We start from the raw sequence: 25,977 nt of genomic DNA, 5'->3' as shown, positions 1-25,977 counted from the left end.
TCCGAAGTGGTGGTTTTAGTCCCCCGCCAACTCCTTAAGCGCCGCCAGGTGCCCGCCGAAGGCCGCTTTGCCAGACTCCGTAAGCGCCACCCACACCGAATCCTTGGCTCGGCTGGTGCCGTACTGGCGGAAGCGCGTGACGTACCCAGCGGATTCGAGGGCGCCCAGCTGCTTGGACAGGGTGGCGTCGGAAAGCTCTGTGCGGTCACGCAGCACGGCGAACTTCATCTCGCGGTTTACCTCCCCGCCCTGCGTGGCTCCAAACGCAGTGAGCGTGGCACAAATTTTGAAGCGGTTGAGCGGGTGGATGACCGGATCAAGTTCATTCATCGCGGCATCCTATCCAGCGCGCCCGTGTGCAGCGTCCAGAAGGCCGCCGCGGCACAGAGGACACCTGCAATGCACGAGGCTACGAGGTGACCTTCAACGAAGGGCCCGAAGAGCGCCGGTAAGAACAAAAACCCTAAACCTGCGTAGTAGCGCCGCGTAACGCTACGGGAAGCATGAGGATCCACCTTCTGACGCATCGAATCCCGAACCCCTGTGCGATAAAAGAAAGCTAGCCCCACCAGTAGACCGAGAATAAGCAGAAGCCCACCTACAAGGACGAGCGGGTGGACATCAACCTTGATCCACATATAGGCAAACCACGCACCATATGCCCCCGCCACCATCAGGTTCGCCCACACGGGCGGCCGCTTGGCCGCGGCTTTGTGTTGCCGCTCCTCAAATGCGAGCGCTTCCTGTATATCCTGATTTTGCACGACTAAGGCTCCTTTTCCACGGCTCGGATCACCATGTTTTCCTTTGCGGAAACCAACTTACTTTACAAGATGGAAAACAACAAGGCTTGACCTATACCTGCAGGTGTGGGGAGCTATTTAGCGCATGGGAAGCTCTGAAACGAGGTTTAGCTCAGCGGGTTGACCCCTGCGCCAAACCACCAGACGGCAACAAGAGCTGCGATGCCAATGACAACAAAGACCCAGGATGTGGCCAGCGGGCGGCGAGTCCACGAACGGTTGAAGTCTAGGGAGATAAAGCCCGGGCCGGTAAACTGCAGGGCCACAGCAATAACAAAGAGCACGAGGCCAAGCCAGACAGACTCGTCCCACGCAAACACGTCAAACCCAGCGCCGGAGGCGTACAGGCCGTGGATAGCCGCGAAGCCAGTGACAATAAGGCCAAACATCGCGGCCAGCGGGGTCACCAGGCCCAGCAGCAAGAAGGCACCGGCAATCAGCTGGACGGTAGGCACACCGATAGCCAGGGCGGAGGCCATGGTGTAGTCACCAAACTCGTTCTCCAAACCGGACAGGCCTTCGTTGCCGCCGAGCTTGAAGAAGGTCGACGCACCGGCCACCAGCAAGTAGGCACTCAGCGCCAGGCGCACGAACAGCAGGCCGAAGTCGATGGTGCCGCGGCGCGCCGGCTGCACCTCGGCGCGGGTAGTCCCGCGCTCCTCCACCTCATCGTCCTCGTCGATCGCCACGGCCGCGGGCTCCACCTCGGCCGGCTCCGCGCTCGGGAAGGCGGTGGTCTCCAGAGACTCCTTGTCCGCGACGGCGGAAGACTTTGCCGTCGATGGGCTTTCAAAGGCGCGGGTCTCGGTAGAGTCTGCGGCATCCACACGCTCCGTGGACTCCGTAGACTCCGCGGACCCCACAGTGTCTACCTCCGGCTCTAGGGCGGGCGCCGGTTCAGCCGGCTTCGGCTTAATCACCTTCGGCTCGGCACGGCCTGCACGCTGGAAAAGGCGACTCTTCTTGGGCTTTTCTTCCACCGCGTCAGTACTGGTGACATCGTCAACGTCCTGGCTGGTCACCTTTACGGAGTTGGACGTCTTATCAGAATTCTTCCCAGAATTCTTTACAGCATCCTTCGCAGAGTTAGCACTGCCGTCGTAGGTCGGGAGATCATCGTCAAGGTCGGTGGCTTTGTCGGGCACGTTCTTATCGCTCATACCTACAACTTAAGGCAGTTCAGCGCCAATTTTGTGCATCCACATCGGCGCGGCGAGCCGGAAAGGCGTACCATCACCATTGTTGACACGTATACAAACGGAGGGATGGAGCACGCCATGAGCACATACGACGATGACTGGGCCGGCGACGCCCACAATGCCTCCGACGACGGAGAGTTTGTCCGCGATACCACCTACATCCAAGATCGCTTCTCCCAAGACGGCAGCACGCAGTGGCCGATGGAGGCAGGCCGCTACCGGCTGATTGCCGCCCGCGCTTGCCCGTGGGCACACCGCGCCGTGATCACCCGCCGCCTCATGGGCCTAGAAGGCACGATTACCTTGGGTCTCGCCGGGCCGACCCACGATGTCCGCTCTTGGAGCTTCGATCTCGACGCAGGCGGGGTAGATCCGGTGCTCAGAATCCCACGCCTGCAGGAGGCCTACCTCAAGCGTTTCCCCGACTATTCCCACGGCATCACGGTGCCCGCTATTGTTGACTTCCCTTCCACCCAGGTAGTCACCAATGATTACAATCTCTTGGTCCGGGACTTCATCACCGAATGGACGCCCTACCACCGCGACGGCGCCCCCGAGCTCTACCCCGCCGCACACGCAGCGGAGATTGACAAGGTCCACGACTACCTCTTCCACGGCATCAACAACGGCGTGTACCGCTGCGGCTTCGCCGCATCCCAAAAGGCCTATGAGGAGGCCTACCACGAGCTCTGGGAAGCGATGGAGTGGGTGGAGGACCGACTAGGACGCCAGCGCTACATGGTGGGCGAGCACATCACGGAGACAGACATCCGCCTCTACGCCACGCTCATCCGTTTCGATCCCGTCTACTACTCCCATTTCAAGTGCTCCCGGCACAAGACCTCCGAGCTGCCCAATATCCGCGGCTACCTCCAGGAGCTCTTCCAGCTCCCCGGCTTTGGGGACACCACGGACTTCACGGAGATCAAGCAGCACTATTTCAAGGTGCACCGCGAGATCAATCCCACCGGTATTGTCCCCGTCGGCCCCGATATGTCCTGGCTGGCCCAACCGCACGATCGCGCCCGCTTCGGCGGCTCCCCCTTCGCCGCGGGTACGACGATGCCGGGTCCCCTCCCGGAGGGCGAAGAGGTCAAGAACGTTGTGCCAGCATTGAGCGCCCTGCAGCAAGGACGTCCGCAGTAAGGCTGGCCAGTACCTCCGATTCCAGGCGCCAGCGCTGCCAGTAGAGATCGATGTCGAGCGGGAAATCGTCGAGAAGCACCAGCTCCCCGGCATCCAGCAAAGGCTGGGCCTGCAGCCGCGGCACCAGCCCCCAGCCCAGCCCGTAGCGGACCGCGTCCACGTAGGACTCCGAGGAGGGGATCTGCGAGACCTTGGCTCGCAGCACCCTAGAGTCGATGAAACGCTCCCGCATGGCGTCATCCAGGGTGGCGTTGTTGGGACCAAAGCCCACCAGCGGCAGCGTTTCCCAGTCCTTAAACTCCGCCGCTAGGTGAGGTGCGGCCACCGCAAAGTAGCGCGTAGTTCCCACGTAGGTGGACTCACAGCCGGAGACCGGAGCGTGCTCACGGGTCACCGCCCCCAACACGTCGCCGCGGCGCAGCATGGCAAGGGTTCGCGCCTCGTCCTCGACCCGGATGCGTAGTGCCGCCTCCCCGCGTTCAGCGGTGGATTTGATCACGGGCTGGAACCACGTGGCCAGCGAATCGGAGTTGACCGCCAGGGTCAGGGGCACGCGGGAAAGCCGCGCGGTGAGGCGCGCGTCCGCCTCCGCCTGCACCAGCGCCATACGCCGCGCCGCCTGGGCCACGATCTCCCCGGCCTCCGTTACGGTGACGGGGTTTCCACGCCGCAGGAGGATGCGGCCGGTGGACACCTCCAGCGCCTTGATGCGCTGACTAACCGCGGATGGAGTGATTCCCAACACAGCGGCTGCGGCCTCGAAGGAGCCCTCATCCACGATGGCCAGCAGAGTTTCAGTGTGCAGCGGGTTCATGAAGCTATTCTAAACCAACTGTAGAACCGTTAACTGGACTTCATAGAGGCGAAACCGCACACTTGTGGACATGTCCGTAGTTTCTGTTCTCCTCGCGGGTTTCTCCCTGGGCCTATCCCTCATCATCGCGATCGGCCCCCAGAACGCCTACATCATCAAGATGGGCATCAAGCGCGACCACGTCGGCCCCATTCTGCTGGCGTGCTTGCTTTCCGACGTCATATTGATCAACGCCGGCACCGCCGGCGTCGGCTTCTTGGTGGAGCGCTTCCCCACCGTACTCGTAGTCATCAAGTATCTAGGCGCAGCCTACCTGCTCTACTTCGGCTTCACGTGCTTCCGCGACGCCTTCAAGAAGGAGCAGGAAGCTCTCGTGGTCCACGAGAAGTCCCCCACGTCGCACTCCCCCGCCCCCGGCGGGACCGTGCTCACCCGCACCAAGTCCCGCACCTGGGTCAAGCCCGTCCTCACCGTCCTGGCCCTGACCTGGCTCAACCCCTTGGCCTACGTGGACGCGCTGGTCATGCTGGGTGGAATTGCCAACCACTACGGCGACCAGCGCTGGGTCTTCGCCGCCGGCGCCATTGCTGCGAGCGCTGTCTGGTTCCCGGCCCTCGGCTTCGGCGCCTACAAGCTCTCACGTGTGCTGGCCAAGCCAGCGACGTGGCGCGTGGTCAACGTCGTCATCGGCTGCGTCATGATTGTGCTCACGGCCAACCTGCTGCTGCACTAATCAATTGGGCAAATAGGCAGCGTGTTTAAGAGCAGTGCTTAAGAGCGCTTGGCGGCGTCGTCCAGCGGCTCGTCCTCGCTGGGATCACCCACGGCGCCGGTCTCTTCCACCCACGCCTTGATTTCTTCTTCGCTGCGGTCCTGCTCCACGGCGTCGCGCTCGGTGTAGTAGGAGTGGTCGTTGCGGTTTTCTTCCCAGTCTTCCTTGTCGAAGTCCACCTCATCGTCCTCGTGCAGCTCGTCCACGACCTCCGTGACGAGGTCCTCGAAGAGGGCCTTATCGTCCATGTTGGAATCGGCGATCTGCTGGCCAATCTCATCGTCGTAGCGCTCGGCATCGTAGCTCTCATCCGGGTGCAGCTTGAGGTGCAGCAGGGCGCGAATACGCTCGCGGCGCAGGCCCTCGTCCTTGATCTGGCCCAGGGAGCGCAGCCAGCCCACGACGAGGATGACCACGAGCACGATGCCCATGTAGCCCAGCACCGGGTAGACGTACTGCATCAGCGCCTTGAAGCCCGCGAAGGACACCGCGAAGCCCGCCAGGCAGCCGGCGATAAAGATGATGCGGTACTTGGACTCATTGCCGGAGGACAGGCGCTTGCCCAGAGCGTAGAACATACCGATAGCGGTGTTAAAGATCATCAGGTAGATGATGACGGCCATGATGAGGCCCAACGTCGGGTGAATACGGTCTACCAGGGTGAGCATCGGAATATCGGAATCACCGAGGGACTCAGCGTTCATGAGCAGAGCGAAGCCGGCAATACCCATGAGGATGGCGTACACCGCGCCACCCACGACGCCGCCCCAGCCGGCCTCGCGCGGGCTGATGTTGTCGCCGCCGATGACCAGGGACATCGACACCGCCAGGATGAGTGCCAGGCCATTGTAGTTCAGCGCGGAGACCAGCCAGTTCGAAATAGGAGATTCGATAGCCGCAGAGGCGTCAATGGCAGCGGAGGCGCTCTCCGGCATATGCATCAGCGTGTAGCCGCCCACAAAGAGCACCGCGATGATGATGGTCGGCGTCAGCATACCGATGACCTGCGAGACCTTATCCACATCCATCATGCCGGTCACCATAACGAGTACTAGCATGAGCAGGGAGCCGACCCACGCCGGCCAGCCGAACTGCTGCTGCATGTTGGAGCCCGCCCCGGCCAGCATGACAAAGCCGACCGCGAAGAGGGTGAGCACCACCGCCACGTCCAAGATGCGGGAGATGATGGGGTGGGTGATGTTGCGGAACACCTGGTTGTGCTCGCTGGCGTGGAAGTAGCTACCGAGCTGGAGGAACACCGTGCCGGCCAGGGTCATGACCAAGCCGGCTACGACGATTCCCCAGATGCCGGGAATACCAAAGGACGTAAAATACTGGACAACTTCCTGCCCGGTGGCGAAACCCGCTCCCACGAGTAGGCCAATGAAGGACAGGGCAATGCCCACGACGTTTTTTATAGACACGTTTTCCTACCGATAGTCGTCTGACAGATAAAACGCGCCACGGTGTCTAACCATGGCGCGGTACTTATCTCACGCTACGCTGTTTCACACGGAAAACGCATTGTTCACGGCCGAGAAATTGCTCAGAATCACAGCCGGCCATGAGGGGCATCACTCTATCTTAGGAGTGTGATGCGAAAGTTTCGGTATCGATGACGAAGCGGAACTTCACGTCACCGGCCACCACGCGGTCATAGGCTGCGTCCACCTCGTCGACGCCGACCTTCTCAATGACCGCACCCAGGTTGTGCTCCGCGCAGAAGTCCAGCATCTCCTGGGTCTCCGCGATGCCACCGATGTTGTTGCCGGTGAGCACCTTGCCGCCGCCGACGATGCTGCGCAGGTGCAGCGGGAGGGCCTCCGGCGGCAGGCCCACAACAGACATGATGCCGCGCGGCTTGAGCAGGCCCAAGTAATCCTCAAGATCGTACTCGGCCGAGATGGTGGACAGAATGAGGTCAAACTCGCCGCGGTGGTTGTTGAAGAAGTCTTCTTCCTCGGTGGTGGCCAGCGAGCGGGCAGCGCCCAGCTTCGCGGCGTCCTCCGCCTTGCGGGAGGTGCGGGAAATCACGGTGACCTCCGCACCCTTGGCGGCGGCAATCTGGACGCCCATGTGACCCAGTCCGCCGAGGCCTACGATGGCGACCTTCTGGCCTTCCTTGACGTCCCAGCGAGCCAGCGGCGAGTAAGTGGTGATACCCGCGCAGAGCAGCGGTGCCGCCACGTCAAAATCGAGGGAGTCTGGGATGCGCAGTACGAAGTTCTCGTTGACAACGACCTTCTCGGCGTAGCCGCCCTGCGTGACGGTGCCGTCCACGTCTTTCGAGTTGTAGGTGCCCACATTGCCGTTGAGACAGTTCTGCTCCATGCCGGCCTGGCACTGCTCGCATTCGCCGCAGGAATTCACCATGCAGCCAACGCCCACGCGGTCGCCGACCTGGAACTTGGTGACGTTCTCCCCCACCGCGGAGACTACGCCGGCAATCTCGTGGCCGACGGTGAGCGGGAAGTGCGCCTCTCCCCACTCGTTGCGGATGGTGTGAATATCCGAGTGGCAGATGCCGGCCGCCTTGATGTCGATGACGACATCGTCCGCGCGCGGGTCGCGACGCTCAATGGTCACAACCTTGAAGGGCTCGGTGGGGCCGGTCTTTTGAAGTGCTTTCGCTTTAATGGTCATGGCGACCACGGTACCCCGCAGCCGCCTGACCTCGCATAATGGAAACTCTTCCCAACTAGGAGAGCTTCTTAGCGATGAGCTTGTTCACCTGACCCGGGTCCGCCTTACCCTGGGTGGCCTTCATGACCGCGCCGACGATGGCGCCGGTGACCTTCTTGTTGCCGGCCTTGTACTTCTCCACGATGTCCGGGTTGGCGGCCAGCGCCTCATCGACGGCCTTCTCAATGGCACCGTCATCACGCACGACCTCGAGGCCACGCTTGGCGACGACCTCGTCGACGTCGCCCTCGCCCTCCAGCACACCGTCGACAGCCTTGCGGGCCAGCTTGGTGGTGAGCTTGCCTTCCTTGACCAGCTCCACCACGCGGGCGACCTGCGCCGGGGTGATGTTCAGCGCGTTGAGCTCGACGCCGGCCTCGTTCGCCTTGCCCGTCAGGTAGGACACCCACCAGGAGCGCGCCTCGTCCGGGGTGGTGCCGGCCTCGACGGTCTCAATGATGAGGTCGAGCGCGCCAGCATTGACCAAGTCGCGCATCTCCTCGTCCTTGAGGCCCCACTCCTCCTGAATGCGGGCGCGGCGGATCCACGGCATCTCCGGCAGGGTCTGTCGGATCTCCTCTACCCACTCGCGGGAGACAATCACCGGCGGCAGGTCCGGGTCGTTGAAGTAGCGGTAGTCCTCCGCAGTCTCCTTCGGGCGGCCCTTCGAGGTGGTGCCGTCGGTCTCCTGATAGTGGCGGGTTTCCTGATCGATCGCGCCGCCGTCGACAAGCACCTGCGCCTGACGCTGCATCTCAAAGCGCACCGCCTGCTCCACCGAGCGCAGCGAGTTGATGTTCTTCGTCTCGGTGCGGGTGCCGAACTCCTCCTGGCCCACCGGGCGCAGCGACAGGTTGGAGTCCACACGCATCGAGCCCTGGTCCATGCGGGCATCGGACACGCCGAGCGCCGCCACCAGCTCACGCAGCGCGGACACGTACGCGCGGGCGACCTCCGGGGCACGCTCGCCGGCGCCGTTGATCGGCTTGGTCACGATCTCAATCAGCGGGATGCCAGCGCGGTTGCAGTCCACCAGCGAGGAGGTTGCGCCGTGGATGCGGCCGTCGGCGCCACCCAGGTGGGTCAGCTTGCCGGTGTCCTCCTCCATGTGCGCGCGCTCGATCTCCACGCGCCACTCAGTACCGTCATCGAGGACCACGTCCAGGTAGCCGTCGTAAGCAATCGGCTCGTCGTACTGGGAGATCTGGTAGTTCTTCGGCTGATCCGGGTAGAAGTAGTTCTTACGGGCAAAGCGCGAGGACTCCGCGATGGAGCAATTCAGCGCCAAGCCGATGCGAATTGCGCCCTCGACGCCCTTCGAATTCACCACCGGCAGCGCGCCCGGCAGGCCCAGGGACACCGGGTCCACGTTGGAGTTCGGGGCTGCGTTGAAGTTCGTGGGCGAGGTGGAGAACATCTTGGTCTCCGTATTGAGCTCCACGTGGACTTCCATGCCCATCACCGGATCAAACTTTTCCAGGACCTCGTCGTAGTCCATCAGGTCATACATCGCAGCAGTCATGGGTGCCATCTTAGTATGCGCGCACTCCCCCGCGCTCATACGGCTAGCCCAGCAGCGTGATGCCGTGGGTGATGAGAATCTTTACAATCATGGCCGCCGGATACACCATGGCATAGCCCAGCGCCACGCGCTGATCCGTGTTCGTCCGGTTATTAGCAAACGCCAGCACGGCCGGTTGCGTCTGCGCGCCTGCCAGGGCCCCGGCAGTCTTCGTCGCCCCCACCCGCAGCACGCGGCGCAGGACCACTGCGAATCCCGCGGCCACCACAGTGGTGATCAACGCGCCCAAAACCAGAATCTTCCACCAGGAACCGCCGCTAAAGGCCCCCGCGATTTCACCGCCAGCGTTGGTGCCCGCCTGGGCAAGGAACAAGAGCAGCCCCAGCTCCGCTAGCACCGTGTTCGCCGAGTGCGGAAGCGCGGTCACCGTCGAGCCAATGCGCCCGATACGCGCCATCACCAGCGCCACGATGAGCACGCCGGCAGCCGCGCCTAGGTTAAAGGAGCTTCCGCCCGGCAGCGGGATATCAATGTGCCCCACAAAGATGCCCACGGCGAGCCCCAAGCCCAACGACACCGGATTAATGTCGGTCAATCCCTGTGAGGAATCCCCCAAGAAGGTCGAGATTTCCCGCAGCGCCCGCTGGGTGCCCACCACCCGCACGCGGTCGCCGAGTTCCACCACGTGTTCTGGAATCGCCACCTGGTCGTTATCGGCGCGCCGAACGCGCGAGATACGCGCCCCCCAGCGATCCGCCAGCTGATTATTCAGCTCCGCGATGGTCTTCCCCGCCAACTCGTGCTCGGAGATGGTAATGCGGCGGAAATCTAGGTCGTGGCGATCGTCATTCAGAATCTGCGGCGATTCCCTGCCAGCACTCCCCAAGATGTTATCGAGGTCCTCGGGCGCGCCCACCAAGGTGACCACATCGCCCGGGTGCAGCACGTCGAAGTACTTCGGAATGGTCAGCTCATTGCTGCCCACGCGGCGCAGGCGCGTGACCTGCACCTCACCGTTGCCAATACTGTCGATTTCCGCGATCGAGATTTCCCGCATCACCTGCATATGCTGCCGCGTGACGGGTGACATGATGTCGTCGTCATTGCCGGCGTCGCGCAGCACCAGCACCGTCGCCGCCAACATCCCGATGACACCGAAAAGGTAGGACACCGCGTACCCCACGGTGGCCGCGCCTGGATCGCCCGTGCTTTCCGACGCCGCCGCCAACGCCGGCGTATTCGTCACCGCACCGGCAAACGTGCCAGCAATCGTGGCATTGCTCAGGTCGAAGACGTACCTTCCCACGCCAAAGGCCAACCCCGCCGCCACGAGAAAGACCCCGATCATTGAGAGGACCGGCCCTGTGGCCGTTTTGAGCGACTTAAAGAACGCCACGCCCGAGTTGTTACCAATACCGAAGGCGAAGAGAACCAACCCCAAGGTCCCCAAAATCGGCGGCACGGAGGCTTCCACCCCCGCTGCCTGCGCGGCGGCCGAAAAAGCGATCCCCAAAAAGAGCACCGCCGCGGCACCCAAACTGATGCCGCGAGACTTGACGCTGCCCAGCGCCATACCAATGCCAATGAGCAGGAACACCAACAAGATGGGCTGCTCGGCGAAAAACGCCATCACGTTCGTCATGACTAGTGCGGTGCCCAACGGAGGGCTATTTAGCCAAAGAGCGCCTGCGCATTGGAGTAGCGCTTAGCCGGGACAACCTTGAGCTTGCCCACGGCATCTTCCAGCGGGACAAGGTCGATGTTCTCGCCGTGCAGTGCTACACACATGCCGGATTGGCCGTTGTGGGCCGCGCGAGCCGCGTGGGTGCCGTAGCGGGTAGCCAGAACGCGGTCGTACGCGGTCGGCGTGCCACCACGCTGGATGTGACCCAAGACCGTCGTGCGCACGTCGTAGCCCGTGCGCTTCTTAATCTCGTCACCGATGACTTGGCCAATGCCATTGAAGGTCTGGTGGCCAAACTGGTCCACACCGCCCTCTTCGAAGTCCATGGTGCCTTCCTTGGGCAGCGCGCCCTCGGCCACACAGACGATTCCGTACTTCTCACCCATCTGGAAGCGGCGCTCCATCGCCTTCGTGATATCGGCGATATCGAACGGCACCTCGGGGATAACGGTGTAGTGAGCGCCGCCAGCCATGCCTGCATGCAGGGCGATCCAGCCCACGTGGCGGCCCATGACCTCCACGATGAGAATGCGGTTGTGAGACTCTGCGGTGGTGTGGAGACGATCAATCGCGTCGGTTGCCACAGAAACGGCGGTATCGAAGCCGAAGGTGTAGTCGGTGGCGTTGACGTCATTATCAATAGTCTTCGGCACACCAATAACCGGAATACCGTTGTCAGACAGCCACTTAGCGCCCTTCAGGGTGCCTTCGCCGCCGATAGCGATGAGCGCATCCACGCCGGCGTCAGCCATGTTGGCCTTGATAGTGTCCAGGCCCGCCTTGAACTTGTCCGGGTGCAGGCGTCCGGTACCCAGGATGGTGCCGCCGCGCAGCAGAATGCGGTCGATCTCTGCATCGTCGTAGAGGTCCCGGCGGCGGTCCTCCATGAGGCCAACCCAGCCGTCCTCATAGCCGACAACCGTATCGCCGAACTCGTTGGATGCGGTACGAACGACCGCGCGGATAACAGCATTCAGACCGGGGCAATCACCACCGGATGTCAGTACAGCAAGACGCATGCTTTCTAATCTACCCCCTTGCCATCCGGCCCGCAGTGAGCGGATCAGCCGTGGAGCGTGTCGGTGAAGAATAGGGATGCGCACAACCCCACGGCCAGCGCCGCAATGATGACGAACAAGGAGCTAGCCACCCCCGCCGCCTGCAGAGCCGCCGAAACTGCAGCTACACCAATCACCGATCCCACCTGCCGTGAGGTGTTGTACACACCGGAGGCAGCCCCCATGAGTTCTGGCGGAGTATCCCGCATCGTGGTTGCCGCATTGGAGCCCCAAATGAACGACTGTCCCGCTCCTAGTGCGGCGCACGGCAGCGCCAGCCACCACCCTGAAGTGTCACTCAGCATTAATGCCCACACCCCAATGAAAGTGGCGAGCAGGATTCCGAATCCAATAAGCGCGAGACGCCGCGGATCGAGTTTGTCTGCCAGGATTCCAGCCAGTGGTGAAATGCACAGCGATACCAACGCCATCGGGGTGACGACCAGTCCGGCATCCCCTGCCGACAATCCTCGGTCGTCCTGCAGCCACAGCATCATGGGAATCATCATCGATGCCGCCATAAAGCCCATCGCCACGATAGCCACCGACCCGACCGAATAGTTTCGGTCCCTAAAGAGCACCAGGGGGACCAGCGGTTCCCGATTGCGTTCCTGCAGCTTAACGAACACCAACAGTCCCACGACGCCGCCGACTAGAAGGGCCCAAATCCACCACGGCCAGCCAGTCTCCGGGCCTTGCTGGACCGCGAAGACCAAGCACGTTAGGGCCAGGAAGGAGACGCCAGCGGAGGCATAGTCGATTCGCCTGCCGGACGTCGGCAACGCTGGCACCCAGCGCGCTGCCAAGACGATGGCGAGGATAACGAACGGAACATGTACCCAGAACACGGCATGCCACCCGAAAGCGCCTACTACGAAGCCGCCCACGAGCGGGCCCGCCAGCGTGGCCACCGACCCCACAATTCCCCATACGCCCAGGGCACGACCGCGCCGCGACCGGGGAAAAATTCGGTTAATCACAGCCATGGATTGCGGCATTTGAATTGACGCACCGAGGCCTTGCAGCGCACGCGCCGCGATGAGAAGCTCCACGTTCGGAGCCAGCGCACAGCAAACGGCACCGACGCCAAACAGCCCCACACCCAGCTGAAACATCTGCATTTGGCCATAGATATCCCCCAGCCTGCCTGTGTACAACAAGGGTACTACGACTGCGAGCAGATACACGGCGGATACCCACATCACCTGGTTGACCCCGGCATCGAAGTACCGCTGGATGCCGGGCAGCGCAACCGCAATCATCGACTGGTCAAGCAAGGACACGAAGAACCCGAGAGACAGCGCTGCCATTGCCCGCCAGGCGTTACTCTCCGGTGGAAGCACGGTGGGTATATTCATGCAGCGAAGTCTAGCCACCGCCTCGGACACGGGCCTAGACTGGTCCGCATGGGAATGATTGACATTAAGAAACCGCAGGACGTCTCCACCGCCACCACCGTAACCTTGGGGCTCATCGGCGGGTGGATTACCGCTAAGGAAACAGGAATCCGCCCACTGGGTGGCGTGATCCTCGCTGCCGCCGGAGTGTGGGCCGGCCGCAGCTGGTGGGCTAAGACTACTCCCGCCACCACCGCGGGCTTGGCCGCCTTGTACACGGGCGCGTTTGGCCTCTCCCACCCGCTGGCCAAGAAGATCGGGGCATGGCCGGCCGTCCTTACCGTGACCGCAGCATCCGCCGGCGCTGCCTACGCGCTTTCCGACGCCAAGTAGATCCACATAAATAGAACGCCCAGCGTGTGCCGAATAATAGGGGCGGCACTCGCGGGCGTTCTATCTGTCTCTCTCACAGTGTGATCCGCACCCAGCAGATGCAATCACTAAGTTGATTCTAACCTAACGCTTTCCTTCTGTAAAGCCTTGTGGAAATATTTTTTAATGCCAGGTTTTCGCAGCATAGACACCGTTTAGTAGACGCCAATTTACACAGCCCGCCCGGCACCCCAACTGTTTAACGCATGAAATTTTGCGAAACTCTACCCCCACCCTCCAATTCTTCGCGAAGACATACGCCCAGCTCGACAGAGTCGCACACCTGACCTAAAGTGAAGCTTGACACCCCCACCGCGACACTGATTCCCTGCAAATACACGCAGAGTATGGCCATTTTCACCCCGTGCCACTAGTCTAGGGATAGAACATCATTTCGACTATGCCACCCGGGGGATTCATGAGCACGACCACTCGCCCACCAACTTCTCAGCACTTAAAGTTTTTCGCCCACGCCAACCCTTCCAATCCACTTGCCCAAGCCCGCGCTGCAGTCCGACGCGCCGACTACGATTGCTGGCGTCAAGCACAGCCAGATCTGGATGCCGATATTGACACGGTGGCGCTTAGCCTCGTGAACGCATGGGGCCTCAAGGAGGCTTACATCAAATCTGGACTGCGAGCACTCAATCGGCTCGATAGCCTGCCTAAACTTAAGCAGCTCCAGGAAACCCACTACCTCCTCGATATGGCCGGGCTCATCGCTATAGACGGGCCGATGCAAGCCTTAGCGGGGCCCGACGTGGACACGCTCGCGCTTATCGACGACTTGTTGGTGGACTACTTCACCGCTGACCAGCCACATCAAGTCTTCCCCACCGTGGACAAGATTCGCCGTCGCATGCGCGACATCTGCCGCTCTCTGGACGACACTATTGCCTATCGGGATACGAGACCGAAAGACAGCTATGCCTTCTCCAGCAACGGAACGAAGGCCTGGATTGAGCTTGGCGTCGATGAGGACACTGGCATCAAGCTCGACGCCTTCATCCGGAAGACCGCATCTACGCACGGAATCTCCATTACGGATGCCATGAAGAAGCTTCTCTCCGGAGAAATCACACCGCCTGCCACGGTCATCCTCCACACCTATCGCGCTACGGACGTGGAGGGAGCACCCACCTTCATCGAAAATCATGGGTGGCGCTCCGCCCCGATGCCGCATACCCGCATCCGCGATCTTTTCGACGATGTAGAGCCTGCACAAGGCTATGTCTGTCCGGAAGTCATGCGCAAAATAGTCGAAGGCAGGGACGGCACCTGCCGCGTTGGCGGCTGTAATAAACCCGCCTACCACTCCCAAATGGACCACCGGCACAACTATTCCGAGGGAGGCGCCACCCATCCTTCTAACTTGGGTTCGCTCTGCCAGGGCCACCACAACATGAAGACAGACGGTCGCCTGCACTATCTCATCGACCCCTATACCGGGGACATCGTCTGGCTTTTCGACGACGGTACGTGGACCATCACTCAGCCCGAAGGACCCCTAGCACCAAAGATGCAACGGTGGGCGCAGACCGTAGGCCAGCACATTACCAACCGCCGCACGTTTGTCCGCGAACAAGCACAGAAGCTCAAAGAAGAAATCGACGAATACAACGCCAAGCAGAAAGCAAAAGCCAAAGAAAAAGAAAGGAAAGAAGCGGAGGCGAAGGGCGATGACCTCCCCGACGACATCCCCTTCTAAACGGCGGCGTCGAAATAAACGACGCCACCTCCCTTCCCACAACGCGAAAGTCCTCCACGGCTCCGAAGAACCGGGAGGACAGTCGTGGGTTCAGTGCCCTTGGGCTGGCTACTTGCGGCCTGCCTCGTAGGCTGCGCCCACCTTGTACAGGCGATCGTCCTTAAAGGCAGGTGCCATGATCTGCAGGCCAGTCGGAAGGTTGGAGTCCGATGCCAGACCGGACGGTACCGACATGCCACACAGACCCGCGAGGTTGAGCGGCAACGTGCACAGGTCGAAGTTGTACATCGCCATCGGGTCTTCAACCTTCTCGCCCAACTTAAAGGCCGTAGTAGGAGTCGTTGGGGAGACCAAGACGTCGGCCTGCTCAAAGGCGCGCTCGAAATCTTGAGCAATGAGGGTACGCACGCGCTGGGCCTGCAGGTAGTACGCGTCGTAGTAGCCGACGGACAATGCGTAGGTACCGAGCATGATGCGGCGCTTGACCTCGGGGCCAAAGCCAGCCGCACGCGAAAGGGACATGACCTCTTCCGCCGAGTGGGAGCCATCGTCGCCGACGCGCAGGCCGTAGCGCATGCCGTCGAAGCGAGCCAGGTTGGAGGACACCTCACACGGCATGATGAGGTAGTACGCGGCGAGGGCGTCGTCGAAGTGCGGGCAATCAACCTCAACGGTCTCGGCGCCCTGAGACTTCAGCTGCTCAACGGCCTCGTGATAAGCCTCCATAACGCCCGGCTGCCAGCCGTCACGCTCAAACTGCTTGATGAGACCGACCTTGACGCCGGTCAGGTCGCCCTTGGCGCCTTCCTTCGCGGCGGCAACGACCGGGGCAACCGGCTTATCTACCGAGGTTGCATCGAAGGAATCGTGGCCCGCGATGATCTCGTGGAGCAGCGCCGTGTCGAGGACAGTGCGGGCAGTCGGGCCCGCTTGGTCCAGGGAGCTGGCGGCAGCGATAAGCCCGTAACGGGAGACGGTGCCGTAGGTCGGCTTCACACCCACGGTGTTGGTCAGCGCGGCCGGCTGGCGAATGGAGCCGCCGGTATCCGTACCAATGCCCAGCGGAGCTTGGCCGGAGGCCAGCGCTGCGGCCGTGCCGCCGCCCGAGCCGCCCGGGGTGCGCTCGGTGTCGTAAGGGTTATGCGCCGGGCCGAAGGCAGAGTTCTCGTTGGAGGAACCCATGGCGAACTCGTCGAGGTTCGTCTTGCCCAGGATCGGGATGCCGGCCTCACGGAGCTTGGTCACGAGGGTGGCATCGTAAGGCGAGACCCAGCCCTCGAGCATCTTGGAGGCGGCGGTCGTCGGGGCGTCGGTAGTAACCAGCAGGTCCTTCAGCGCCAGCGGGACGCCCGCCAAGGCGGACGCGGGCTCCTCGCCAGCGTCGAGAGCCTTATCGACGGCGTCGGCAGCCGCCAGCGCTTCCTCGGCACCGACGTGCAGAAAGGCGTTGAGCTCATCATTGGTTTCACCAATGCGATCAAGGAACGCCTGGGTTACCTCGCGGGAGGTCACCTCACGGGAGTGAATCTTCTCCGCAAGCTCGGCGGCGGTCAGGGACGTCAAGCCCTCAGCGGGCGCGATAAACTGTGCCATTTTTTACTCGTCTCCTCCACCCAGAATCTGCGGAACCATGAAGCGTTCGTCCTCGGATGCAGGCGCCTGGTCTAAAGCCTGCTCGGCGGTGAGGGTACGCACGATGACGTCCTCACGCATCGGCGCGTTAACGGAGTGCGGGTGCGACATCGGCTCCACGCCTTCCGCTTCGACCTTGCCGACTGCGGATACGGAATCCACAATCTCATCAATCTGAGTAGCGAACTGCTGCAGTTCTTCCTCACTCAGGGCCAATCGCGACAGCTTTGCCAAGTGCGCGACCTCGTCACGCGAAATATCAGACACGCGAACTCCATCCTTTTATTCACTGAGACGGTTAATGCTCTCCCATGGTACTTCACGCCTTCCAGCGCGCCACCACCGCTCCTATCTATCTGACTATTGAATAGTATTCCGCGGGTTATGTACCATAGATCACGTTAAATCAACCGCTTAACGCCAGTTACACAGAAAGATCATCATGTCCTACCTTGTCCGCGTCCAGCTTCCCGATAGCCCCGGTAGCTTGGGTTATTTGGCGCACGCACTGGGAGACATTGAGGCGAATATCCAGTCGGTAGACATCGTGGAGAACTTCCCCGACGGCACCGTCATGGATGACATTGTGGTGGACCTTCCACAGTCCACAATGGCCGATGAAATTATTACAGCTGCACAGGGCGTCGACGGTGTGGAAATTGATTCCATCCGTCCGTTTAGCGGCCGCGTCGATCGCCGTGGTCAGATTCACCTGCTCGCACGCGTTGCGGCACGCACCAGCGTGAAGGCCGCTATGCAAGAGGTCTGTGCCGCGATTCCCAAGGCTCTGACATCGAACTGGGCCATCATTACCACGAATATCTCCCCCATCAAGCGCATCGCAGCGTCGGATGCCGCGCCTGCCGACGATGGCACGAACCCCACCGAGCTCGGCATCACCGAGGCCCGCATCCTCAACAAAGACCGCGATACGTGGATTCCGGAATCGTGGACGCTGCTGGACTCCTCACTGGCCGCTGCACCGCTGGTGGGCACCAACTATGTGGTGGTCATGGGCCGCGTGGGCGGACCGGATTACTTGGCCTCCGAGGTCCAACACCTCGGAGACCTAGGCGCTATCCTTGGCAAATTCCTCACTTAAGAAGCTGGCGCAGCCCGGCGGCCACGTTAGGCACAACGTGGGTGACCTGGTCACCGATAGCCGCGTCCGGGAAGCTGAAGGACTCGGTAGCGATGGCGTGCATAGACAGATCATTGAAACTATCGCCAAAGGTGTAGAGCTCAGCTCCCTCAATACCAAGGTGCCTAATGAGCCGCGTCAAGCCCTCGCCCTTGTTATGGCCAGGCGGCATGATGTCGTAGAACCCCACGTTGAAGGAGGACTCGACGTCGAAGTTCGCACTGACCCACGCGTCGACCTCATGGCGCAACGCCTCGTCATCCGGAATCCACAACGACAGTAGGACGGTGTCACCCACACTATCCAGATCGGTCGGCCGAGCATTCGGAACCATGGAGGATTCTCGGTTTGCGAGGCCGTTCCATACCAAGGCATCAGAACCAGTCAAGGTTGTGACGTAGATATTGATCCCTTGACGTCCGGAAAACCGTTGGACAATCTCCCCGACTACGTCACTGGGGAGATGCTCCTCCTGAATGATCGAATAGTTCCCAGTAGTAATGACGGTGCCGTTGTAAAGCACGTGGTAGTCCAGTTCCACGCCGAAATCCTCCAGGGTGCCGCGGGCACTGGAAATCGATTTGCCCGTGGCGGATACTGCGAGGTTACCGGCTGCTCGCCACGTGGCGATGGCGTCGCGGCACGCGGGCGTGATCTCTTCATCGACGTATACCGTGCCGTCCATATCGAGCGCCGCAATTTTCATGCTTCTCCCACCTCCAGAAGGCGCTCAAAGCCCGCTTCATCCAGAATTCTGAGTCCGAGGTCGCGGGCCTTCTGTTCCTTCGATCCGGCGTTGTCACCAACCACCACATAGCTGGTCTTCTTGGACACCGAACCCGATGCCTTACCACCACGCGAAATGATGGCCTCCTTCGCGGAATCACGCGTGAAGTTCTCCAACGTGCCGGTGACCACTACGGTAAGACCCTCGAGGGTTTGCTCGGGTTTATCTGACACTTCGTCCTCCATGGTCACACCCGCGGCAGTCCAGCGCTGCACAATGTTGTCGTGCCAGTCCACCTCGAACCACGCCTTGAAGGATTCGGCGATGATCCCGCCGACTCCGTCTGTATCTGCCAGTTCTTCCACCGACGCGCTCCGCAGTGCGTCCATCGACCCAAAGCGCGTGGCAAGGGCTCGGGCGGCAATCGGCCCCACGTGCCGGATGGACAGGGCTACCAGCACTCGCCAAAACTCAGTCTGCCGGGCGGTCTTGAGGTTCTCCAGAAGCTTCTTGCCGGAGGCATTCAGGGCGCCCTTTTGCGTGGTATACAGCGAAGACTTGAGCAGGGCCTCCTCGTCCAAGTCAAAGAGGTCTGCCTCGTCCTTCAGCACACCGGAAGAGATGAGGTCAGCCGCAGCCTTCTCCCCCAGCGCCCCGATATCGAGCGCCTTGCGGGAGGCAAGATATTCCAGACGAGCTGCAAGCTGCGCCGGACAGCTACGCGTGTTGGGACAGCGCCAGTCCTGATCGCCCTCCTTTTGCGGGGCTAGCTTCGTACCACAGGCTGGGCAATTTTCCGGGAAGACCCATTCCGTTTCGCTGCCGTCGCGCTTATCCAACACAGGGCCTAGGACCTCCGGGATAATCTCGCCGGCCTTGCGGATGATGATGGTGTCCCCAATGAGGACGTTCTTGTTCTTGACCTCGAATTGGTTATGCAGGGTGGCCATGGAGACCGTCGAGCCAGAGACAAAGACCGGCTCCATAATCGCAAATGGTGTCACACGTCCGGTGCGCCCGACACCGACCTCGATATTGAGCAGCTTGGTCGTCACTTCCTCCGGCGGGTACTTGTACGCGATAGCCCACCGCGGCGCACGCGAGGTGGCGCCGAGGGCACGCTGACTGGCTAGGTCATCGACCTTGATGACGAGTCCATCCATCTCGAAGTAGGCATCGTGGCGGTGTTCTGCCCAGTGCTTAACCTGGTCTTGCACCTCCCTAGCGCTGGTCACACGCTTGGTATAGGGCGAGACTGGGAATCCCCACGCTTCAAGAGCACGGTAGGCGTCGTGCTGCGAGGTGGGCTGGAAGCCCTCCCGCGCGCCGATTCCGTGGCAGACCATGTGGAGCCGACGCTTCTTCACGTCTTCGGGGTCCTTCATGCGCAGGCCACCGGCCGCCGCATTGCGCGGATTAGCAAACGTGGGCTTACCATCTTCGCGGCGCGCAGAGTTAATCTCCTCAAACTCGTCCGGGCGCATGTAGACCTCGCCGCGCACCTCCACCAAGGACGGGACGGGGTACTCCTCCGTACCCGTCAGCTCTTGGGGGATGTCCGGGATGACACGAGCGTTCGCGGTGATGTCTTCACCCATGCGCCCGTCGCCACGCGTGGCTGCCGTAGCGAGCGTGCCATCGCGGTAGACCAAGTCGATCGACAGGCCATCAATCTTCAGCTCGGTGAGATAGGACTCTCCTGGAGTGCGATCCAGCCAATCCTGCAGCTCATCGGCACTAAAGACATTGTCCAAGCTGTACAGGCGCTCCAAGTGCTCAATGTCGACGGCGCCCTCGGGCGCGGCGCCCACCTGCTGGGTAGGCGAATCTGGCGTCTGCAGTTCAGGGTGCTCGGCCTCGAGGGCCAACAGGCGCTGGAAGAGCGCGTCAAAGTCGGCATCTGGAATCGCGGGCTCACCGTTGTAGTACAGCTCGCGGTGCTTGCGCACCTCTTGCGCAAGCTCGGACCATTCGCGTTGGATATCTACTGCATCACTCACGAGTCACTAGTGTAGCCGGGCTGCCGGACATGCCTGTGACCTGCAGTTGGTCATTCTGCACGTGTTCGTCCGTCATTCTGCAGGACTCCCATAGTGCGTGTCCGAGCCGGGCGCTAGAGTGTTGTCCATGAACTTCGACGCCACCCGCATGCTCTCCTTCGACCTCGAAACCACCTCCGTTAAGCCCAAAGAAGCCCGCATCGTCACCTCCGCTCTCGTGCGCATTGACGGGCGCGAAGTGGACAAGCGGGAAATGCTCGCTGACCCGGGCGTGGAAATCCCGGAGGAGGCCGCGAAGATTCACGGCATCACTACTGAGAAGGCCCGCGCGGAGGGGCGCCCGCACGAGGAGGTTCTCAAGGAAACGGTCGATGCCATCCACCAGGCCTGGGAGGATGGGCTCACTCTCATCGTGTACAACGCCGCCTACGATCTCTCCGTACTGCGCGCGTTGACCGGGGATTTCACGGTCAATGGTCCGGTGTATGACCCGTTTGTCATCGACCGCGTCAAAGACAAGTGGCGCAAAGGAAAGCGCACTCTAGAGGACGTGTCCTCTCACTACGGCGTGGAGCTGAGTAACGCGCATGAAGCTACTGCCGACGCTCTCGCGGCCGCCCGCGTCGCCTGGAAGCAAGTGCGCCAGCACTTCCCCGAACTAGCACAGATGGATACCAACGAGCTCATGGAGTACCAGGCAGTGGAGTGGTACAAGGACCGCGAGTCCTTCAAGAAATACCTGGAAGGACGCGGTCGGGATGCCTCAAATGTCTCCACCGCGTGGCCGATGATCTCCTAATTCCAGGACCCCCCTTTCCCGTTAACCCTTGCCAGTTTTCTAGAGTTCTGGAATTCTAGAAAACATGGAAACGACAGTCGAAGCACGCCTCGCCGAGCTTGAAGCGCGCGTCGCCGCACTTGAGGGACGCGCCAGCGCCGAGCACACCGACCCCGCTTCACGCACCTCCACCCAAGCAACCACCGAGGATTCGATCTACTGGCTCGTTGACGCCCTCGCGCCCAACGAGCAGCTTCCCGACGGCTCCGTCATCTTCGGCGGCAATATCAACGTCGGCAAGCGCGCCTATGCCTATCAATGGCAGCGCCCAACCACCTTCGTCACCGATGAGGAATGGACGGAGAATCTTGAACGCCTCTCCGCGCTCGCCCATCCCATCCGCGGCGAGATCCTCCGCCGCCTGCTCGCCGCACCTGCGACGGCAGCCGAGCTTGTCGAAGAAAACATCGTCTCCTCCACCGGCACCGCCTATCACCACTTAAGCGCACTGACCCACGCCGGCTGGACCACAAAGTCCGGTGGCGAATATGCCATCCGCCCTCCCCGCGTTATCCCCCTTCTCACCATCATCACTGCAAGCGAGGACCACTAATGCAGAACCGTGTCGCATCCAAGATTGCCCTAGCTATCATCACCATCATTGTTGTTGCCGCCGTCCTCCTTGTTGTAGGGCCACAAAGAATTGCTCTGGCCACAGAAAGGACCGGCGACGAAGCCCTAGCAATCCAGCTAGAAAAGCACTCCGAATCCGGTTTCCACAACCTCACCGCCTTCACGCTTCTCGACGGCCAAGCCACCTTCGCGGGACTGGGCAGCGACGAGCACACCGAGGTCGAAATCGGCTCCGTGACCAAGATGTTCACCGGCGAACTGGCCCACCAGCTCGTCGAAGAAGGAAAGTTGAAACCTGATACCACTGTGGGCGAGGTCCTCGATGTCGGCAATGCGCCCGTCGCTGACGTCACAGTGAGGGAACTGCTCGACCACACCTCTGGACTACCCCGGCTGGCCAACGCGAATCTTCTCAACGATCTCGTCTCCGTCCTTACCGGTTCGAACCCCTATAAAGGCGAGACCGTAGAGGACATCCTGGCTGCCGCCACGAAGGCCAAGCTGAAGAACCGCGGCGAAGAATCCTATTCCAATCTTGGCTATGGGCTCCTGGGCCACATGCTGGAGACCGTTGCCGGGCAGCCTTATGAGCAGATGCTCAAAGAACGAATCTTCGAGCCTGCAGAAATGACCGAAACCTACCTCATGGCGCCGGGCTCCGTGCCCGAAGACGCCCCACGGGGACTTACCGACACCGGCCGCCACGCCGAGCCCTGGGAGATGGACGGCTCCGCGCCCGCGGGCGCCATCCGTTCCACGGCGAGTGACATGGCCAAGTTCGCCGCGTGGTTCATCAACAACGGCGATACCGCCTACGGCTGGCAGTCTCCCAGCGAGGACAAAGCTGGGTACTGGCACAACGGCGGCACCTATGGCTATTCCACGATGCTCATCATCGACCCAGAGACCAAACGCGCCGCCTTCGCCAACAACGATTCCCTCACCGGCACCGAAGACCTAGCCCAAGCACTATTCGACGAGCTCGCATCCTAAGGAGAAATCGTGTTCCTCACTATCAGCATGATCGTTATCATCGCCTCCCTCCTGTGGTCCGCATGGAAGGCATTTACCACCCCAGGAAAGACGGTCTACCGCGCTATTTCTGTAGCGATAACTGCCCTCGTCATAGTCTTGATCGGAAATGCCATGCCCTGGTATGACGGCCTCCACTTCTTCTGGTGGTACGGCCTCGTCGCCACATGCGCTCTGTACGCCGGCGCGGTGGCTTGGCGAGCCGCAGAATCGAAGCCCAAAAGCGCAATCTAAGTCCTCCCGCAAACTGACGTTATGACTGCTCCCTCTCACCGCACGGTCCACATCCATAACGTCGCCCCCACCGTAATTGCCACCCTTCAGAAGCGCGCTGGCGGCGCGAACCGTCGTCGAACCCTGGGGTGTCCCCGCTGCAAACGGGAATCGAGTCAAGGCTGCGGATGAGGTAGATAAGTTTGTTCGAGCCTTCCCAGTTCAAGATGATGAGGTCATCGAGCTTTGTCCCGTTCGGGTCATTGCTTGGGGCCTGAAAACGGATCTCGCGAACTACGCCAGGCTCGTGCGCAAGTTGAATCTCGAGCTAACGACGCGCTTTCGCAACTTTTCCAAAATCTCTGCCATCTCTGCTACTTCCACTGCCTCTTGAGCAGCGCACACAGCTGCACCGCTATCCGGAACTTGACTAGTTCAGTGATCGCTGTATAGTTCAGCGCATGCTGACTATTGCTTCTCGCCTCGACGTGATGAACCGCCTGGGTCGTGCACTGGCCGACCCCACTCGATCCCGGATCATCTTGACTCTGCTCGACCACCCCGCTTACCCGGCGGAACTGTCCCGAGATCTGGACCTGACACGCTCGAACGTGTCCAACCACCTGGCATGCTTGCGCGATTGTGGAATTGTCGTCTCCGAGCCCGAGGGGCGTCGGACACGATACGAGATCGCCGATCCGCACCTGGCGCAGGCGCTGACCACATTGGTCGATGCCACCTTGGCAGTAGACGAAGACGCCCCGTGCATCGATCCCGCCTGCTCGCTTCCCGGGTGCTACGCAGCTGGGGAGGACGCATGATCCTCACCTCGGTCTTGCAGGCGATAGGCCTGTTCGCAGCTACCAACATCGACGACATCATCGTGCTCTCCCTCTTCTTCGCGCGAGGGGCAGGCCAGCGCGGCACTACCGCCCGCATTCTGGCCGGCCAGTACCTCGGATTCGCCGGTATCCTCGGTGCCGCGGTTCTGGTGACCATGGGCGCCGGAGCATTCCTGCCCTCGACAGCAATCCCGTACTTCGGTCTCATCCCGCTGGGCCTCGGCCTCTGGGCCGCATGGCAGACCTGGCGCGGAGACGGTGACGACGATGACGACGAGGCCAAGATTGCCGGCAAGAAGGTCGGCGTGGGGACAGTCGCAGGCGTCACCTTTGCCAACGGTGGCGACAACATCGGCGTCTACACCCCTGTATTCGTCAGCGTGGAACCTCTCGCAGTAGTCGCCTACTGCGTTATCTTCCTCGTGCTCGTTGCGGTCCTGGTGGCCCTGGCAAAGTTCGTCGCTACCCGCCCCCCGATCGCGGAAGTGCTCGAACGCTGGGAGGGCATCCTCTTTCCCATCGTTCTCATCGGCCTCGGCATCGTGATCCTCGTCAGTGGCGGAGCCTTCGGGCTTTGACGTAGCGACTGCGTTCCAAACGGCCCCGACTGGGCGCACCCCTCTCGGTTCAGACCCCGACAACTACCCGCAGCCAGTCCTGCGTGAGCGCAGCAACAAGACCGCCATGGAGCGCTACAAGTCCCCTCCAAACGAAGGGAGTGGGTCATTTTTCATTCGCGGCCAGTTTTTTGGCTGGCAGGAGGTTTCGTAGAAAGATTGAAGTGGTTTCGTGAAAGCCCCCCCAAACGAGGCGCCTTCGCCAACAACGATTCCCTCACCGGCACCGAAGACCTAGCCCAAGCACTATTCGATGAGCTCGCGCCCTAAGGAGAAGCCGTGATCCTCACTATCAGCATGATCGTTATCATTGCTTCCCTTTTAGGGTCCGCATGGAAAGCAATCGTTGTCCCCAAAAGACGAGCCCACGCGTTATTTCCGTCCTGACGAATACCCTCGCTGTCGCCGTTATCGGACTTGCCATGCCCTGGAATTCAGCCCTCCACTTCTTCTGGTGGTACGGCCTCGTCGCCGCATGTGCTGCGTACGCCGGCGCAGTAGCTTGGCAGGCCGGCGCGCCAAAGACTGACAAAGCCTAGCCATAGTGCATGCACTATGGCGGGTATGACAAACCCGAAAGCCATCAATGTTCAGATCCGTGATGTCGATGCTGACGTCGTCAACATTCTCAAAAAGCGCGCCGACCGTAAGGGCATTTCCCTCTCTAGCTACCTGCGAGAGACCCTTGAAAAGGTCGCTTCTCGCCCGTCCTTAGAAGAGAAGTTGGAGGAACTCTCGCAGCGCGAACCCATTGAGTTGAAAAAGGACTTTGACGTGGTGGCCGCAATACGTGAAGCACGGGACGCTTCATGACGCTGTTAGTCATCGATGCCTCCGCAGCGATCGAATTCCTCTTAAAACGCGATGCGCTTCAAAGACTTAGCACTGCTTACCCCGAGGCCGATTTTATTGCCCCGAGCCACATGCCCTTGGAATGCCTCAACGTGCTGAAAAGGTTGGAGCAAGCAGAAGCAATCGACAGCGCTACGGCAAGCCTTCTAGCCAACGATGTCATGGAATTGAACATTGTATTGATAAGCGTCGGAGACATTGCCAACCATGTGTGGAGCCGTCGACACACCTTCTCCATCTATGATTCAGCTTATGTAGCAGTGTCCAACATCTTCGAAGCGCCTCTTGTCAGTCGAGACACTCGCCTCATGGCCGCGTGGCCGAACTCGATCGACTTGGACAGCTTGCCTTAA

The 25,977-nt window shown here is 61.0% G+C and carries 27 protein-coding genes; 13 read left to right on the top strand and 14 right to left on the bottom strand.

Annotation, left to right across the window (positions count from 1 at the left end; all coding sequences use genetic code 11):
* Window positions 1-15 precede the first annotated feature (15 nt).
* The 3 genes from ACLI1P_RS05920 to ACLI1P_RS05910 form a co-directional block, all read right to left on the bottom strand.
* Window positions 16-330, bottom strand: coding sequence for a transcriptional regulator (locus ACLI1P_RS05920; RefSeq protein ID WP_408930453.1), 315 nt, complete (start codon window positions 328-330; stop codon window positions 16-18).
* Window positions 327-764 carry a hypothetical protein gene (locus ACLI1P_RS05915; RefSeq protein ID WP_296132645.1) on the bottom strand — a complete coding sequence of 146 codons (438 nt, stop codon included), beginning with the start codon at window positions 762-764 and terminating at the stop codon, window positions 327-329. Before ACLI1P_RS05915 ends, ACLI1P_RS05920 begins: the two co-directional genes overlap by 4 nt.
* A 146-nt stretch (window positions 765-910) precedes the next feature.
* Entirely contained in the window at window positions 911-1,963 is a 1,053-nt protein-coding gene (locus ACLI1P_RS05910) for a DoxX family membrane protein (RefSeq protein ID WP_411709640.1), read from the bottom strand.
* A gap of 117 nt (window positions 1,964-2,080) precedes the next feature.
* Between ACLI1P_RS05910 and ACLI1P_RS05905 the strand changes: the two genes are divergently transcribed.
* Window positions 2,081-3,148 (top strand): glutathione S-transferase family protein, encoded by a 1,068-nt coding sequence (locus ACLI1P_RS05905; protein ID WP_411709639.1) that lies wholly within the window; start codon window positions 2,081-2,083, stop codon window positions 3,146-3,148.
* Here ACLI1P_RS05905 and ACLI1P_RS05900 read toward each other — a convergent pair.
* A complete protein-coding gene (locus ACLI1P_RS05900) occupies window positions 3,096-3,962 on the bottom strand; it encodes an ArgP/LysG family DNA-binding transcriptional regulator (protein ID WP_411709638.1) in 867 nt (288 codons plus the stop codon). The genes ACLI1P_RS05905 and ACLI1P_RS05900 overlap by 53 nt on opposite strands.
* Before the next feature lie 70 nt (window positions 3,963-4,032).
* On the opposite strand from ACLI1P_RS05900, the gene ACLI1P_RS05895 reads away from it, so the two are divergent.
* On the top strand, window positions 4,033-4,695 hold the full coding sequence (locus ACLI1P_RS05895; RefSeq protein WP_411709637.1) for a LysE/ArgO family amino acid transporter: 663 nt from the start codon (window positions 4,033-4,035) through the stop codon (window positions 4,693-4,695).
* A gap of 38 nt (window positions 4,696-4,733) precedes the next feature.
* Here the strand turns inward: ACLI1P_RS05895 and ACLI1P_RS05890 are convergent, their stop codons facing one another.
* The 6 genes from ACLI1P_RS05890 to ACLI1P_RS05865 all read right to left on the bottom strand — a co-directional run bounded on the left by ACLI1P_RS05890 (window position 4,734) and on the right by ACLI1P_RS05865 (window position 13,038).
* Window positions 4,734-6,158, bottom strand: coding sequence for a hypothetical protein (locus ACLI1P_RS05890; protein ID WP_411709636.1), 1,425 nt, complete (start codon window positions 6,156-6,158; stop codon window positions 4,734-4,736).
* 160 nt (window positions 6,159-6,318) lie between these two features.
* On the bottom strand, window positions 6,319-7,377 hold the full coding sequence (locus ACLI1P_RS05885; protein WP_296132659.1) for an NAD(P)-dependent alcohol dehydrogenase: 1,059 nt from the start codon (window positions 7,375-7,377) through the stop codon (window positions 6,319-6,321).
* Window positions 7,378-7,432: 55 nt separating this feature from the next.
* Window positions 7,433-8,938: an Asp-tRNA(Asn)/Glu-tRNA(Gln) amidotransferase subunit GatB gene (gene gatB, locus ACLI1P_RS05880; protein ID WP_411709635.1), complete on the bottom strand. Its 1,506-nt coding sequence runs from the start codon at window positions 8,936-8,938 to the stop codon at window positions 7,433-7,435.
* Between the two features lie 43 nt (window positions 8,939-8,981).
* The gene (locus tag ACLI1P_RS05875; RefSeq protein ID WP_411709634.1) at window positions 8,982-10,580 is read right to left on the bottom strand and encodes an aspartate:alanine exchanger family transporter; all 1,599 of its coding nucleotides are present in this window, start codon (window positions 10,578-10,580) and stop codon (window positions 8,982-8,984) included.
* A 29-nt stretch (window positions 10,581-10,609) separates the two neighbouring features.
* Window positions 10,610-11,641: a 6-phosphofructokinase gene (locus ACLI1P_RS05870; protein ID WP_296132667.1), complete on the bottom strand. Its 1,032-nt coding sequence runs from the start codon at window positions 11,639-11,641 to the stop codon at window positions 10,610-10,612.
* A gap of 44 nt (window positions 11,642-11,685) precedes the next feature.
* Window positions 11,686-13,038, bottom strand: coding sequence for a DHA2 family efflux MFS transporter permease subunit (locus tag ACLI1P_RS05865; RefSeq protein WP_411709633.1), 1,353 nt, complete (start codon window positions 13,036-13,038; stop codon window positions 11,686-11,688).
* A 48-nt stretch (window positions 13,039-13,086) separates the two neighbouring features.
* Between ACLI1P_RS05865 and ACLI1P_RS05860 the strand changes: the two genes are divergently transcribed.
* Both ACLI1P_RS05860 and ACLI1P_RS05855 read left to right on the top strand, forming a co-directional pair.
* Window positions 13,087-13,410 carry a hypothetical protein gene (locus ACLI1P_RS05860; protein WP_411709632.1) on the top strand — a complete coding sequence of 108 codons (324 nt, stop codon included), beginning with the start codon at window positions 13,087-13,089 and terminating at the stop codon, window positions 13,408-13,410.
* Between the two features lie 457 nt (window positions 13,411-13,867).
* Window positions 13,868-15,157: an HNH endonuclease signature motif containing protein gene (locus ACLI1P_RS05855; RefSeq protein WP_296132672.1), complete on the top strand. Its 1,290-nt coding sequence runs from the start codon at window positions 13,868-13,870 to the stop codon at window positions 15,155-15,157.
* 108 nt (window positions 15,158-15,265) lie between these two features.
* Here ACLI1P_RS05855 and gatA read toward each other — a convergent pair whose 3' ends face one another.
* Complete coding sequence (gene gatA / locus ACLI1P_RS05850; RefSeq protein ID WP_411709631.1) at window positions 15,266-16,750, bottom strand: Asp-tRNA(Asn)/Glu-tRNA(Gln) amidotransferase subunit GatA; 1,485 nt, start codon at window positions 16,748-16,750, stop codon at window positions 15,266-15,268.
* A gap of 3 nt (window positions 16,751-16,753) precedes the next feature.
* Window positions 16,754-17,056, bottom strand: coding sequence for an Asp-tRNA(Asn)/Glu-tRNA(Gln) amidotransferase subunit GatC (gatC, locus tag ACLI1P_RS05845; RefSeq protein WP_296132676.1), 303 nt, complete (start codon window positions 17,054-17,056; stop codon window positions 16,754-16,756).
* 175 nt (window positions 17,057-17,231) lie between these two features.
* Between gatC and ACLI1P_RS05840 the strand changes: the two genes are divergently transcribed.
* Window positions 17,232-17,891: an amino acid-binding ACT domain protein gene (locus ACLI1P_RS05840; RefSeq protein WP_296132678.1), complete on the top strand. Its 660-nt coding sequence runs from the start codon at window positions 17,232-17,234 to the stop codon at window positions 17,889-17,891.
* Here the strand turns inward: ACLI1P_RS05840 and ACLI1P_RS05835 are convergent.
* Window positions 17,884-18,636: an HAD-IIB family hydrolase gene (locus ACLI1P_RS05835; protein WP_411709630.1), complete on the bottom strand. Its 753-nt coding sequence runs from the start codon at window positions 18,634-18,636 to the stop codon at window positions 17,884-17,886. The two genes, ACLI1P_RS05840 and ACLI1P_RS05835, sit on opposite strands and share 8 nt — an antisense overlap.
* Entirely contained in the window at window positions 18,633-20,657 is a 2,025-nt protein-coding gene (gene ligA, locus ACLI1P_RS05830; RefSeq protein WP_411709629.1) for an NAD-dependent DNA ligase LigA, read from the bottom strand. The genes ACLI1P_RS05835 and ligA overlap by 4 nt, the downstream gene beginning before the upstream one ends.
* A gap of 127 nt (window positions 20,658-20,784) precedes the next feature.
* On the opposite strand from ligA, the gene ACLI1P_RS05825 reads away from it, so the two are divergent.
* From ACLI1P_RS05825 to ACLI1P_RS05790, 8 genes are all read left to right on the top strand, one after another.
* Window positions 20,785-21,456 carry a 3'-5' exonuclease gene (locus ACLI1P_RS05825; protein WP_306506929.1) on the top strand — a complete coding sequence of 224 codons (672 nt, stop codon included), beginning with the start codon at window positions 20,785-20,787 and terminating at the stop codon, window positions 21,454-21,456.
* Window positions 21,457-21,520: 64 nt separating this feature from the next.
* Entirely contained in the window at window positions 21,521-22,048 is a 528-nt protein-coding gene (locus tag ACLI1P_RS05820) for an ArsR/SmtB family transcription factor (protein ID WP_411709628.1), read from the top strand.
* Window positions 22,048-23,061, top strand: coding sequence for a serine hydrolase domain-containing protein (locus ACLI1P_RS05815; protein ID WP_411709627.1), 1,014 nt, complete (start codon window positions 22,048-22,050; stop codon window positions 23,059-23,061). The genes ACLI1P_RS05820 and ACLI1P_RS05815 overlap by 1 nt, the downstream gene beginning before the upstream one ends.
* Before the next feature lie 9 nt (window positions 23,062-23,070).
* Window positions 23,071-23,334, top strand: a complete 264-nt coding sequence (locus ACLI1P_RS05810; protein WP_411709626.1) for a hypothetical protein — start codon at window positions 23,071-23,073, stop codon at window positions 23,332-23,334.
* A gap of 440 nt (window positions 23,335-23,774) precedes the next feature.
* Window positions 23,775-24,134, top strand: coding sequence for a Cd(II)/Pb(II)-sensing metalloregulatory transcriptional regulator CmtR (cmtR, locus tag ACLI1P_RS05805; protein ID WP_092147900.1), 360 nt, complete (start codon window positions 23,775-23,777; stop codon window positions 24,132-24,134).
* Complete coding sequence (locus tag ACLI1P_RS05800; RefSeq protein ID WP_411709625.1) at window positions 24,131-24,733, top strand: cadmium resistance transporter; 603 nt, start codon at window positions 24,131-24,133, stop codon at window positions 24,731-24,733. Before cmtR ends, ACLI1P_RS05800 begins: the two co-directional genes overlap by 4 nt.
* A 603-nt stretch (window positions 24,734-25,336) precedes the next feature.
* Complete coding sequence (locus ACLI1P_RS05795) at window positions 25,337-25,585, top strand: FitA-like ribbon-helix-helix domain-containing protein (protein ID WP_411709624.1); 249 nt, start codon at window positions 25,337-25,339, stop codon at window positions 25,583-25,585.
* A complete protein-coding gene (locus ACLI1P_RS05790; RefSeq protein ID WP_411709623.1) occupies window positions 25,582-25,977 on the top strand; it encodes a type II toxin-antitoxin system VapC family toxin in 396 nt (131 codons plus the stop codon). Before ACLI1P_RS05795 ends, ACLI1P_RS05790 begins: the two co-directional genes overlap by 4 nt.

Source organism: Corynebacterium tardum (genome assembly GCF_046717785.1).
GTDB lineage: Bacteria > Actinomycetota > Actinomycetes > Mycobacteriales > Mycobacteriaceae > Corynebacterium.
The sequence above is the reverse complement of the archived record's forward strand: the minus strand, read 5'-3'. Positions and strand labels throughout refer to the sequence as shown.